Raw genomic sequence first — 12,461 nt, forward strand, 5'->3', positions numbered from 1 at the left:
GCCGAACAGGTGTACGACTGGGCAAGCGACACACGGGATCGACGAAAAGGCTGCTCAGCGTAGTCGGGCGGGCACCCGGTCCGGGTACGCGGCGACCACGGCACGCCAGACCACGTGCGTTTCCTCACCGGCGGCGAGGGCCTGCTCGACGGTCCGCCCGCCGAGCTGGGACAGCACCTGGTCGCTGGCGATGCTGGCCGCGTACCCCGGGCCGAACGCCTCCTCCAGCCGCGTCCAGAAGTCGGTCAGCCGCACGTGTTCAGTCCTCCTCGTCGAGTGGTGCCGGGCCGGGACGCCGCAGTGCCAGCGCCACCAGCGGCACCACGGCGATCGCCGCCAGCAGGGTGAGCGTCGGGTACCCCACGGCTCGCATGACGAACCCGCTCGCCGCCGCCGCACCCGCCCCGGCCAGCCCCATGAGCAGGTCGGACAGGCCCTGCACGCCCGGCCGGTCGGCGGTGGGCACCGACTCCGACAGCAGCGTCGAGCCCGCCACCATCGTGCCCGACCAGCCCAGCCCGAGCAGCGTCAGCCCCACCGACAGCAGCGGCGTGTGGTGCCCGGCGGTGCCGGAGACCGCGCACGCGGCCAGCAGCAGCGCCACCCCGCCGAGGATCACCGGCCGGCGGCCCAGCCGGTCGGTGAGCCAGCCCACCACCGGCGACAGCGCGTACATGCCGGCGATGTGCAGGCTGAGCACCAGGCCGACCACTGGTAGCACGTCCGCGTCGGAGTGCCACTCGCCGAGGTGCACCGGGGTCATCGACATGACGGCGACCATCACCAGGTGCCCCACCGCGACCGCGGCGATGCCGAGGCGGGCGGCCGGCCGCCCGCGTACCGTGCGCCAGGCGGCGACCATGCCACCACGGCGGGTGACCGCCGGTGCGGCGCCGGGTGCCGGGTCGGCCGCCGTCAGCCGGCGCGCGGTGAGCAGCGGGTCCGGCCGGAGCAGGACCAGGAGTACGGCGGCGGTGAGCGCGAACGCGACGGCACTGAAGGCGAACGGGCCGGCCAGCGCCGGCAGGCCCCAGCCCCGGGTGGTGTCGTCGGCGAGCGCGGCGAAGTTCGGCGCGGCCACCGCGCCGATGGTGGTCGCCCACACCACCAGCGAGAGCTGCCGCCCCCGGCGGTGCGGCTCGGCCAGGTCCACCGCCGTGTAGCGGGCCTGGAGGTTGGCCGCCGTACCGCCGCCGAACAGCAGCATCCCGACGAAGAGCAGCGGCACCAGGCGCGTCGCGGTGGCAACCACCACCAGCACACCGCCCACCGCACCCACCGCGTACGCGAGGACCAGGCCGGGTCGCCGGCCCCGGGCCGCCATCAGCCGGGTGACGGGGATGGCGAGCAACGCGGCGCCGACCACCCCGGCGCTCTGCGCCAGCCCGGCCAGGGCGGTGCCGGCGACCCGGGCGGCGAGCAGCGCGCCGACCGAGATGCCGATGGTGACGCCGATGCCGCCGATGATCTGGGTGAGGAAGAGCAGCCGGACGGTACGCCGCTGGATGCCGGCGACGTCGGGCCGGGGCGGGGCCGGCGCGGTCAGGTCGGTGGACATGCGCGCTCCTGGTGAGGACGGATGCCCCATCCTCTCCCGCCGGTCCGTCCGACCGGCACCCGGTTTCGCTACAGGCCGAGGCCCCGGCCGATGATCTCCTTCATGATCTCGGTGGTGCCGCCGTAGATGGTCTGCACCCGACTGTCCAGCCACGCCTTCGCCACCGGGTACTCCGCCATGAAGCCGTAGCCGCCGTGCAGCTGCACGCACCGGTCCGCGACCCTGGTCTGCAACTCGGTGGTCCACCACTTGGCCTTCGCCGCGTCGGTGACCGAGAGGCGGCCCGCGTTGAACTCGGTGACGCAGTGGTTGACGAACGTCCGCGCGATGGTGACCTCGGTGTCCAGCTCGGCCAGCAGGAACCGGTTGTGCTGGAACCGGCCGATCGGCCGGCCGAACGCCTCCCGGGAGCGGGCGTACTCGATGGTGAGCGCGAGCAGCTTCTCGCAGGCCGCCACCGCGACCACGGCGATGCTCAGCCGTTCCCGGGGCAGGTTGGCCATCAGGTGGTAGAAGCCGTGGTTCTCGGTGCCGATCAGGTTCTCCGCCGGCACCCGGCAGTCGTCGAAGAACAGCTCGGCGGTGTCGTTGGCCTTCAGCCCGACCTTGGCCAGCCGGCGGCCCCGGCTGAAGCCCGGCGTGCCGTTCTCCACCACGACCAGGCTCACCCCGTGCGCGCCCTGGTCCGGCGCGGTCTTGGCCACCACGATGACCAGGTCGGCCATCTCGCCGTTGGTGATGAACGTCTTCTGCCCGTTGAGGACCAGGCTGTCGCCGTCGCGGACCGCAGTGGTGCGGATGCCGGCCAGGTCGCTGCCCGCGCCCGGCTCGCTCATCGCGACGGCGGTGACCAGGTCGCCGGAGCAGAAGCCGGGCAGCCACCGCTTGCGCTGGTCGCCGGTGGTCAGCTCGGTCAGGTACGGGCCGACCACGTCGTTGTGCAGCCCGAACCCGAGGCCGGTGCACCCGGCCGCGACGATCTCCTCGTCGAGCACCGCGTTGAACCGGAAGTCGCGCTGCCCGCCGCCGCCGTACTCGGGGTCCACGTCGGGGCCGAGCAGCCCGGCCGCGCCGGCGGCCCGCCACACCTGCCGGTCGACGATCCCGTCGGCCTCCCAGCGCTCGTGGTGCGGCACCGCCTCCCGGGTGAGGAACCGGCGGCACAGGTCGCGGAACTCGTCGTGGACGGGCTCGTAGAGATGCTGCTCCATGGCGGCAAGTCTGACACCGCTCAGCTGCCCCGGACAGGGGTGAGCGCCGCTCGCAGCCGCCGCTCCCGCCGGCCGGTACGGACGGCCACGGCCAGGATCGCGACCAGCACGATCCCGAACCCGACGGCGGCGACCTCCCACCCGGCGCGGATCGCGAGCACGATCAGCGGGCCGAGCAGCAGGACGCCACCGGCCGCCCCGAACAGCGCGCCCCGGCGTACGGCGGGAAGGTTGTCCGCCACCGCCGCGCGCCCCGCCTCGTCGGCGGGCGGCGCGCCCCGGCGCAACGCGGTCTCGGTGGTCGCCCAGGCGGCGGCCCGCTCCGCCTCGGCGGGGCGCGGTTTCCCGACCCGGACCAGCACGAAGAAGAAGAAGCCCCAGATCACCGCGTTCAGACCGGCCTCGACCACCGCTACCTGCACGGGCCCGTCCCGCTCCTCCCACAGCCGGACCGGCAGCCAGAGGAGTCCGGCGATCACCGTGGCCATCACGTAGGGGCCGGGAGCACCCAGCCGGAGCAGCGACGCACGAGGTCGGGAGTCCGCCATAGCGGGGCCGTACCCCCGCGTGCCGTCCGCCAATCCCCTGTGGATGGTGGCGGGCGGGCGGGCGGCACGCCAGGATGGCCGGATGAGCACACTCACGGGGAGACAGGTGGCCGAGGCCGGGCTGGACGGGTGGACGTACCTGCTGGGGGCGTTGCAGACGCGCATCCGTACCCCCGGTTTCGCGGCCGGGCTGGCGCTGGTGGCCGCGGTGGGCGCGGAGGCCGAGCGGGTCGACCATCACCCGGATCTGGACCTGCGCTACACCCACGTGGACGTCCGGCTGTGGTCGCACGACGCGGGCGGCGTGACAGGACGCGACCTGCGCCTGGCCCGGACGATCTCGGCGCTGGCCGCCGACGCCGGGCTGGCCCTGTCGGCGGCCGGGCTGTCCCGCCTGGAACTCGCGCTGGACACCCCGGAGCACGCCGCGGTGCTGCCGTTCTGGCGGGCGGTCCTGACGTGGGGCGCGGCGCCCGGCCGAGGGCCCGACGACGAGGTACGCGACCCGGACGGCGTGCTGCCGACGGTCTGGTTCCAGGCTTCCGGCCGGGACGAGCCCCGGCAGCGGTGGCATCCGGACGTGTGGGTCGACCCGGCCGAGGTGGACGCGCGCATCGCGGCGGCGCTGGCGGCCGGCGGCACGCTGGTCAGCGACGCGGAGGCGCCGAGCTTCTGGGTACTCGCCGACCCGGACGGCAACCGGGTCTGCCTCTGCACCTGGCAGCAGCGCTCCTGACGGAGCGGGGCAGCGGCGGACGGGGCTCGGCGCGGGTCTGGACCACCGGCGACCGGGCGGTCCGCGAGTGGGCCTGGCCGCCGGCCGAGGACGGCACAGTGCTTCGCGGGCTGGACGTCTATCGGGCCCGGGACGGGCGGATCGTCGCCAAGGACGTCTTCGGCAAGGTCACTTCTTGAGCGCCTCCGCGGCCACCTTCAGGTCGGTGACCAGCCCTTCGTAGGCCACGTCCTGGTTGTCGGCGCGCAGCACCGCCGACGGGTGGATGGTGGCGAGCAGCCGGGCCGCCGGGGCGTCGGCGACCGCGCCCGTCCGGTCCACCGGCACCCGCTCGAAGTCCTCCGGATGCTGCGCGGCGGCGGGCCAGGGCAGCAGCTCACCACGCTGCCTCGTGACCCGGAACGACGGGCCGAGCAGCGCCTTGGCGGCGGTCGCGCCGAGCACCACCACGATCTCCGGGCGTAGCCGGGCGAACTCGGCGACCAGCCACGGCCGGCAGGCGGTGACGTGCACCCGGTCCGGGGTCTGGTGGATGCGCCGCCGGCCACGCAGCTCGAACCGGAAGTGCTTCACGGCGTTCGTGAGGTAGATCTGGGCGGGGTCGAGCGCCGCGTCGTCCACGGCCTTGCGCAGCAGCCGCCCCGCCGGGCCGACGAAAGGCAGTCCCTTCTGGTCCTCGATGTCGCCCGGCTGCTCGCCGACGAAGACGACGCGCGCGTGCTCGTCACCGCGGCCGAAGACGGTCTGGGTGGCATCCCGGTGCAGCTCGCAGCCCCGGCAGCCGTCCGCCGCGGCGCGCAGCTCGTCGATGGTGTCCGCCGACGGCGGGATGAACTCCTGCGCTCCGGGGGCGCTCTCGGTCTCGGCCATGCCGATCGTTCTACCCCGTCCGGCGCCGCGCACGCGAGCGGCCCGCCGCGCTGTCCGGAGGTGTTAAGAAGGGGCCCTTCCTATACCGAATGCGTTAAGAAGGGGCCCTTCCTTGCGGCGGTGAGGGCGTCGGCGAGCGCGGGGACGTCCGTTTCGTCGAGTGCGCTCACCGAGACGCGCACGGCGGGGGCGGCCGCGATCCGGTACAGGCCGCCGGGGGCGAGCGACCACCCGGCGTCGCGCAGCGCCGTGACCGCCACCGTCTCGTCGGGCACCGGCACCCAGACGTTGATCCCGGTACGCCCGTGCGCGGCGACCCCGCGCGCGGCGAGCGCGGCCACCAGCCCGTCGCGCCGCCTGTCGTAGCTGTCCGCCGCGCGCCGGACCAGCCCGGCGGTGGCCGGGTCGCGCCAGAGCGACACGACCAGCCGTTGCAGCACCGTGGAGACCCAGCCGGCGCCGACCCGCGCCCGCCCGGCCACCCGGGCCACCGTCGCCTCGTCGCCGGCCAGCACGGCCAGCCGCAGGTCGGGGCCGTAGGGCTTGCTCACCGACCGGACGAAGGCCCACGCCGGCGTCGCGCCGGCGAGCGGGTGCACCGGTACGCGGGCCAGCTCGGCGGCGTGGTCGTCCTCGATCAGCAGCAGGTCGGCGCGGCCGGCGAGCAGCGTCCGCAGCGCGTCGGCCCGGTCGGCGGTCACGGCCGCGCCGGTCGGGTTCTGCGCCCGGCTGGTCACCACGAGCGCCCGGACCCCGGCGGCGAGTGCCGCCCGGACGCCGCCGACAGTCGGCCCGTCGTCGTCCACCGGCACCCCGACGGTACGCAGCCCGAGCGCCGCGATCAGGTCGAGCAGGTTGGCCCAGCCCGGGTCCTCCACCGCCACCGCGTCGCCGGGGCGCAGGTGGGCGGCGAGCAGCCGTTCGATGCCGTCGAGCGCACCGCCGGTGACTGTGAGCTCGGCGGCCGGCACGCGATCGGCGGCGAGCCGGTCCCGGGCCAGGGCGGCCAGGTCGGGCAGGACGGCGTCGGTCGCGTACCCGCCGGGGGGTCCGATCTCGGCGGCGAGCGCGGCCAGGTGCGGCCCGAGCGGGGGCAGCAGCCGGGGGTCGGGCTGGCCTGCGGAGAGGTCGCGGCCGCCGGTCAGCGGCGGGGGCAGCAGCGCGGCGCGGCGGGCGGCGACCGGCGGTCGGGGGCGGACCCGGGTGCCGTGCCGGCCGGCGGTCGTGACCAGGCCGCGTTGGCGCAGTTCCCGGTACGCCTTCGCGACGGTGGCCGGGCTGACGCCGAGGTCGGCGGCGAGCGCGCGGACCGCGGGCAGGGCGTCGCCCGCTGCGAGATCGCCGGTGCGGATGCCGGATTCGACGCTTGCCGAAATCGCGGCCGAGGTTGACCCTACGACCTGATAATGTGCTGCCACAGTTCGAAGATTGTACTAGAACAAAGGTGGGATGACACGTGTACCCCCCGACCGAACGCACCACCGCCAGCCGCGTCCGCGACCGGATGCACTACGACCGGCCCACCGCGTACGCGCTGCTGGACGAGGCGTACCACTGCGCGCTGGCCTTCGTTGTGGACGGTGAACCACGGGTCCTGCCGACCCTGCACGTGCGCGTCGGCGACACGCTCTATTTGCACGGGTCCACCGGCAGCCGGCCGCTGCTGGCCGCCCGGGGCGAGGCCGGACTGCCGGTCTGCGTCGCTGTCACCCACCTCGACGGGCTGATCTACGCGCGCTCCCAGTTCCACCACAGCGCCAACTACCGGTCAGTGGTGGCGCGCGGGACAGCCCGCCTGGTCGACGACGCCGGCGAGAAGGCAGCGGTGCTGACCGCCCTGGTGGAGAAGGTGGCCGCCGGCCGGTCCGCCGACAGCCGCCCGCCGAACCGGCGCGAGCTGGCCGAGACCGCCGTGCTGGCGCTGCCGCTGCGCGAGGTGTCGGTACGGATGCGCACCGGCGGCGTCAACGACGAACCGGCCGACGAGGCGCTGCCCTACTGGGCCGGAGTGGTGCCGCTGCGGCTCACGCCGGGCCGGCCCCAACCCGCGCCCGGGGTGGCCGCGCCGGTGCCGGCGTACCTTCGCTCGGCCCGCTCCCCGTGGCACGAGCCGGCGGTGCTGCGCGGCGAGCACGTCGTGCTGGAGCCACTCGACCTCGCCCACGCCGACGAGCTGTACGCCGCCACCGCCGACCCGGAGGTGTGGCGGCACCTGGGCGGCGTCCAGCCGGCCGACGCCGCCGAGATGCTCCGGACGGTCGCCGCCTACCTGGACGCGCAGGAACGCGGCGAACAGGTGTGCTGGGCGCAGCGGTGCGCCGTCACCGGCGCGGTGATCGGCACGACCTCCTACTACGAGATCGACCCGGTCCGCCGGTCACTGGCGATCGGTTACACCTGGCTGGGCCGCCCCTGGTGGCGCACCGGCGTCAACACCGAGGCGAAGCTGCTGCTGCTGGGCCGGGCGTTCGACGAGCTGGACGCGATGCGCGTGGTCTGGTACACCGACATCCGCAACGAGCGGTCCCAGCGGGCGATCGAACGGCTCGGCGCGAGCCGGGAAGGCGTGCTGCGCAGGCACAAGCAGCGCGCCGACGGCTCCTGGCGGGACACCGTGCAGTACTCCATGCTCGCCCAGGAGTGGCCGACGGCACAGGCCGGTCTGCGGGAAAGGCTTCGCCCGGCGGCACCCGCGGCGTCATGATGTCCGGCGTGCTGGGGATCACCGACATCTGGACGTACGTGCTGGGCACCGTGGCGATCGTGCTGCTGCCCGGCCCGAACTCGCTGTTCGTACTGGCCACCGCCGCCCGCCGGGGCGTGGCCACCGGTTACCGGGCCGCCGCCGGGGTGTTCGTCGGCGACGCGGTGCTGATGGTCCTCTCCGCCGCCGGGGTGGCCTCGCTGCTCCAGGCGTACCCGCCGCTCTACCTGGTGATCAAGTACGCCGGCGCGGCGTACCTCGGGTATCTGGGGCTGGCCATGCTGCGCGGCGCGTGGCGGCGCTGGCGTGACCGCAACGACCCGGCCACGCCGCGCCTGATCGACGAGGTGGAGCCGGCGGAGCAGCGGGAGCCGTTCCGCCGGGCGCTGGTGATCAGCCTGCTCAACCCGAAGGCGATCCTGTTCTTCGTCTCGTTCTTCATCCAGTTCGTCGACCCCCGGTACGCGTGGCCGGCGCTGTCGTTCCTGCTGCTCGGGCTGATCGCACAGGTCGCCAGCGCGCTCTACCTGACCGTGCTGATCTTCACCGGCACGTACCTGGCGGCCCAGTTCCGGCAGCGCCGCCGGCTCGCCGCGAGCGGCACCACAGCGGTCGCGGTGCTGTTCCTCGGCTTCAGCCTCAAGCTCGCCGCCGGCTGAGGGGTGTAAGGAAGGGCCCCCTCTTAACGCCTCCGGTAGAGCAGGGGCCCCCTCTTAACACGATCATGTCCCGTCGCCGCCTCCGCCACCACCGCCGATGCCCGCTCCGCCGGCCGTACCCCCGAGTCCGTAACCGGGCGCGACCGGCCGGTCGGGCGGGCGGCTGACGTGCGCCGACTCGCGGATCGTGGCCGACCAGTCGGCGTGCGCGGCGGCCGCCGCGTGCCTGTCGATGGCGTGCCGCAGCCAGCCGTCCACGGTGGCCACCCAGTCCCGCCGGTCGGCCCCCGCGTGCCAGACCCGGAACCGGCTGATGCTCTGATGGGTGATCCCGGCCAGGGAGAGCCGTCGGTCCAGCCAGAGCAGCACCTCCATGCCGGCCGAGTCGGTCAGCATGATCACTTCGAGTTCCGTCATCGGGCCGGCGTAGAGCGGGGCGGCCCAGAACCCGTACCACTGCTGGAACGGCAGCGCCTGCTCCACGCCCGGCAGCCGGCCGTCGCGCAGCCCGGCCTGCCGGATCGCGAAGCCGAGCGTGTCCAGCGCGGCGAGCACGTGCTCCTGGGTGGGCAGCGGGTGGATCAGCACCGGCACCATCGCACCCTGGTCCACCTCCGGGTCCACCGACACCTCGGTGCGCAGCCCGGTACGCAGGCTCAGCAGCGGCACCCCGCCGTACGTGGTCACCGGCGCCCCCCACGGCAGCGGCACCGCGAAGTCGACTGCGCGCCGCCGCCCGGCCGGCACCACGAACCGTCCCGCGATCGTCCAGGTCTGGAACTGCACCAGGCGGCGCGGCGCCTCCGGATCATCCGGTTCGACCTGCGTCACCAGCCCCAGCCGGATGTGCCGGACCGGCACGTCCGAGTCACCGGCGGCGAGCGTCACCCGGCCCGGCAGGCGCAGACCCGGCCGGGTGCTCGGGTTGGGCACCGTCGTGCTCACCGAGAGCCCGGTCCAGGCGGAGTCCCGCGACACGCCGGTCAACCGCATGCCGGGGCTTTCCCGCTGCCCGCCCGGCCATGCCCCGCTCGCCTCCAGCACCGGCGAGGCCGGGCAGCACGCCGAAACGGACGCCGGCCCGGCGAGGTGGTGTCCCACCTCGCCGGGCCGGTACGGATCACGACGGTCAGCGCATCCGGCGGCCCCGCGGCACCGGGTCGGTCTCGTCGTCGAACTCGCCGATGACCTCCTCCAGGAGGTCCTCCAGCGCGACGAACCCGATCGGCCTGGTCGGCCCGCCACCGTTGCTCACCAGCGCCAGCTGTGCCTGGCGGGCCCGCATCGCGGCCACCGCCTCGGTCACCGACGCCTCGGCCGGCAACGTGAAGGCGCTGGTCATCAGCTCTCCGGCGGTCGCCGGGCGGCCGGTGGTGACGGCGCGCACCGCCTCGCGTACGTGCACCAGGCCGCACACCTCGCCACCGGAGTCGACCACCGCCAGCCGGGACCGGCCGCTGTCGCGGGAGACGTGTTCGATCCGCTCGGCGGTCTCGCTCCGGCCCACCGTGACGATCCGGTCGAACGGCTCCATCACCTGCGCGACGGTGGTGCCCTGGAGCTCCAGCATGCTGGTCAGCAGCTGGTGCTGCTCGGCGCCGAGCAGCCCGTGCTCCCGGGACTGCTCCAGCAGGATGCGCAGCTCGTCCGGGCCGTGCACCTGAGCGAGCTGGTCCTGCTGCTGCACCCCGAACAGGCGCAGCATCGCGTTCGCGAGCCCGTTGAGCGCGGACAGCACCGGCCGGGAGATCCGGGCGAACGCCCGGAACGGCAGCGCCAGCAGCACCGCCGAACGCTCCGCGTCGGTGATCGCCCACGACTTCGGGGCCATCTCACCGACCACCAGGTGCAGGAACGTCACGAGCGACAGCGCGAACACCAGCGCCACCAGATGGCTGACCGCCTCGGGCAGGCCGACCGCGTGCAGCAGCGGGCTGAGCAGGTGCTCGATGGCCGGCTCGGCCAGCGCGCCCAGACCCAGCGTGCACAGCGTGATACCGAGCTGCGCGCCGGCCAGCATCAGGCTCAGCTCGCGGACGCCGTCCAGCGCCGCGCGGGCCGCCCGGCCGCCACCGGCAGCCGCCTGCTCCAGGCGGTACCGCTTGGACGCGACGAGCGCGAACTCGGCGGCCACGAAGAACCCGTTGAGCGCCAGCAGCACCACGGAGAAGAACAACGCGAACCCGGGGCTCATGCGGCACCCTCCCCGGACACGCCGGCGGTCGGCCGCAGCCGCACCGAGTCGGCCACGTGCCGGTCCACCGCGAGCACCTCGACCAGCACCCGCGGGCCGTCGGCCGGCCCGTCGCCGTCCGCGACGACCGGGATCTCCAGCCGGTCACCGACCTCGGGCACCCGGCCCAGCTCCCTCATCACAAGACCGGAGAGCGTGTCGTACTCGGGCGCCTCGGGCAGTTCGATGCCGGTGCTGTCGGCGACCTCGTCGATCCGCCAGCGCGCCGGGACCACCCAGGAGCCGTCCTCCTGCCGGGCCGCAGCCCGGTCCGGCGGATCGTCCTCGTCGCGGATCGGCCCGACCAGCTCCTCGGCCAGGTCCTCCAGCGTGATCACACCGGCGAAGCCGCCGTACTCGTCGACCACGCAGGCGAGCTGCCGGTGCCCGGACCGCAGACGGTCCAGCACCGTCGGCAGCGGCAGCGTCTCGGGCACCAGCAACGGGGGTACGGCCACCGCGTCGACCCGGGTGGTCGCGCGCTGCGCCGGGGGCACCCCGAGCACGTCGGCGATGCCGACCACGCCGATCAGGTCGTCGACGCCCTCGGCGCCGCTCACCGGGAACCGGGAGTGGCCGGTGTCCAGCAGCTCGACGATCCGGCTGACCGGTTCGTCGGCCCGGACGGTGTGTACGTCCACCCGGGGCACCATCGCCTCCCCGGCGGTCAGCTCCCGGAAGTCCAGACCCCGGTCCAGCAGGTCGGACATCTCGGCGTCGAGATGCCCCTCCTCCCGGGACTCGGCGATGATCTGCTCCAGGTCCTGCGGGGTGGCGCCGCTGGGTAGCTCCTCGATCGGCTCGATGCCGATCCGGCGGAGCAGCCGTACGGCGGCCCGGTCGAACAGCGTGATCAGCGGACCGGCGATCTTCAGGTACACCAGGGTGGACCGGGACAGCGCCCGGGCGAGCGGCTCGGCCCGCGCGATGGCCAGGTTCTTCGGGGCCAGCTCACCGAGGACCATCTGCACCACGGTGGCGATGATCAGGGCGAGGGCCACTGACAGCGGCAGCGACACCGAGCTGGACACCCCGGCCAGGCCGAGCAGGTCGGCCAGCCCGGCACCCAGGTACGGCTCGGCGACGTAACCGACGAGCAGGGCGGTCACGGTGATGCCGAGCTGCGCGCCGGACAGCATGAAGGAGAGCCGCCCGGTCACCTCCAGGGCCCGGGCCGCGGCACGATCGCCACCGTCGGCGAGCTGCTTGAGCTTGCCCCGGTCCACGGCGACGTAACCGAACTCCTGGGCCACGAAGTAACCGGTGGCGGCGGTGAGGACGGTGATGAGAAGGAGACCGACGAGGATCAACACGGGAGGTTCAGGGCTCCCGCGGTCGTCGGGAAGGGAATTCGCCGGGTACTACCCGGCCGGCTACTGCTGCCCTCCGGGGCAGAAGAGTCGATCATGCGGCCTATTTTATCGGTACCCGCTGGACGTTCGCTGAGGGTGCCGGGAAGCCTCCCGCCCGTGCGCTTCAGCGTCCGGCCAGTTCGTCGGCGTCCAGCAGCGTCCGGTCGACCCGTCCGGAACGGTACGCGGCCCGGCCGATCATCTGCGCGGCCACCGGCGCGGTGGAGAGCTGGAAGATCGCCACCAGGACCAGCATGCCCAGGTCCGAGGGGGTACGCAGGCGCAGCGCCAACCCGGCCAGGAGCAGCAGGACGCCGAGAACCTGCGGCTTGGTGGCCGTGTGTATCCGGTCCAGCACGTTCGGGAACCGGACCAGCCCGATGCCGGCGACCAGGCCGAGCGTCGCCCCGGCCAGCAGCAGGAATCCCCCCACCCAGTCCGCAAGGGTGCTCGCGCTCACGCTGAGCCTTCTTCCGTTCGCGACTGCGGGGCTCGCAAGACCGGCTCACTCCTCGCGCTCACGCTGAGCCTCCTTCCGTTCGCGACTGCGGGGCTCGCAAGACCGGCTCACTCCTCGCGCTCACGCTGAG

12 protein-coding genes and 1 pseudogene are annotated in these 12,461 nt (G+C 74.2%); 3 read left to right on the forward strand and 10 right to left on the reverse strand.

Going from position 1 to position 12,461, the window contains the following annotated elements; all coding sequences use genetic code 11:
• Positions 1–54: 54 nt before the first annotated feature.
• From GA0070215_RS09285 to GA0070215_RS09300, 4 genes and pseudogenes are all read right to left on the reverse strand, one after another.
• Positions 55–255 (reverse strand): DUF3046 domain-containing protein, encoded by a 201-nt coding sequence (locus tag GA0070215_RS09285; RefSeq protein WP_018785963.1) that lies wholly within the window; start codon positions 253–255, stop codon positions 55–57.
• Positions 246–1,558: pseudogene (locus GA0070215_RS09290) on the reverse strand (MFS transporter). The gene GA0070215_RS09285 and the pseudogene GA0070215_RS09290 overlap by 10 nt, the downstream one beginning before the upstream one ends.
• Positions 1,559–1,626: 68 nt before the next feature.
• Positions 1,627–2,769 (reverse strand): acyl-CoA dehydrogenase family protein, encoded by a 1,143-nt coding sequence (locus GA0070215_RS09295; protein WP_091044029.1) that lies wholly within the window; start codon positions 2,767–2,769, stop codon positions 1,627–1,629.
• 20 nt (positions 2,770–2,789) lie between these two features.
• Positions 2,790–3,317: a hypothetical protein gene (locus GA0070215_RS09300; RefSeq protein WP_141708168.1), complete on the reverse strand. Its 528-nt coding sequence runs from the start codon at positions 3,315–3,317 to the stop codon at positions 2,790–2,792.
• An 82-nt stretch (positions 3,318–3,399) separates the two neighbouring features.
• On the opposite strand from GA0070215_RS09300, the gene GA0070215_RS09305 reads away from it, so the two are divergent.
• Positions 3,400–4,053, forward strand: a complete 654-nt coding sequence (locus tag GA0070215_RS09305; protein ID WP_091044036.1) for a 4a-hydroxytetrahydrobiopterin dehydratase — start codon at positions 3,400–3,402, stop codon at positions 4,051–4,053.
• 168 nt (positions 4,054–4,221) lie between these two features.
• Here the strand turns inward: GA0070215_RS09305 and GA0070215_RS09310 are convergent, their stop codons facing one another.
• Together GA0070215_RS09310 and GA0070215_RS09315 are read right to left on the reverse strand one after the other, a co-directional pair.
• Complete coding sequence (locus GA0070215_RS09310; RefSeq protein ID WP_018785957.1) at positions 4,222–4,923, reverse strand: UdgX family uracil-DNA binding protein; 702 nt, start codon at positions 4,921–4,923, stop codon at positions 4,222–4,224.
• Between the two features lie 80 nt (positions 4,924–5,003).
• Positions 5,004–6,341 (reverse strand): aminotransferase class I/II-fold pyridoxal phosphate-dependent enzyme, encoded by a 1,338-nt coding sequence (locus GA0070215_RS09315; RefSeq protein WP_091044039.1) that lies wholly within the window; start codon positions 6,339–6,341, stop codon positions 5,004–5,006.
• A gap of 38 nt (positions 6,342–6,379) precedes the next feature.
• Here GA0070215_RS09315 and GA0070215_RS09320 point away from each other — a divergent pair, with 38 nt between their 5' ends.
• Both GA0070215_RS09320 and leuE read left to right on the forward strand, forming a co-directional pair.
• Positions 6,380–7,627: a bifunctional pyridoxamine 5'-phosphate oxidase family protein/GNAT family N-acetyltransferase gene (locus tag GA0070215_RS09320; RefSeq protein ID WP_091044042.1), complete on the forward strand. Its 1,248-nt coding sequence runs from the start codon at positions 6,380–6,382 to the stop codon at positions 7,625–7,627.
• A complete protein-coding gene (gene leuE, locus GA0070215_RS09325; protein ID WP_026268027.1) occupies positions 7,624–8,286 on the forward strand; it encodes a leucine efflux protein LeuE in 663 nt (220 codons plus the stop codon). Before GA0070215_RS09320 ends, leuE begins: the two co-directional genes overlap by 4 nt.
• 63 nt (positions 8,287–8,349) lie before the next feature.
• On the opposite strand, the gene GA0070215_RS09330 is transcribed toward leuE, so the two are convergent.
• The 4 genes from GA0070215_RS09330 to mnhG form a co-directional block, all read right to left on the reverse strand.
• Complete coding sequence (locus GA0070215_RS09330; protein ID WP_091044046.1) at positions 8,350–9,279, reverse strand: sporulation protein; 930 nt, start codon at positions 9,277–9,279, stop codon at positions 8,350–8,352.
• Positions 9,280–9,415: 136 nt separating this feature from the next.
• The gene (locus tag GA0070215_RS09335) at positions 9,416–10,480 is read right to left on the reverse strand and encodes a hemolysin family protein (protein WP_026268026.1); all 1,065 of its coding nucleotides are present in this window, start codon (positions 10,478–10,480) and stop codon (positions 9,416–9,418) included.
• Positions 10,477–11,832 carry a hemolysin family protein gene (locus GA0070215_RS09340; RefSeq protein WP_018785951.1) on the reverse strand — a complete coding sequence of 452 codons (1,356 nt, stop codon included), beginning with the start codon at positions 11,830–11,832 and terminating at the stop codon, positions 10,477–10,479. Before GA0070215_RS09340 ends, GA0070215_RS09335 begins: the two co-directional genes overlap by 4 nt.
• A 163-nt stretch (positions 11,833–11,995) precedes the next feature.
• Complete coding sequence (gene mnhG / locus GA0070215_RS09345) at positions 11,996–12,331, reverse strand: monovalent cation/H(+) antiporter subunit G (RefSeq protein WP_026268025.1); 336 nt, start codon at positions 12,329–12,331, stop codon at positions 11,996–11,998.
• Between the last annotated feature and the right edge of the window lie 130 nt (positions 12,332–12,461).

The organism is Micromonospora marina (genome assembly GCF_900091565.1).
In the GTDB taxonomy this organism is placed as follows: Bacteria; Actinomycetota; Actinomycetes; order Mycobacteriales; family Micromonosporaceae; genus Micromonospora; species Micromonospora marina.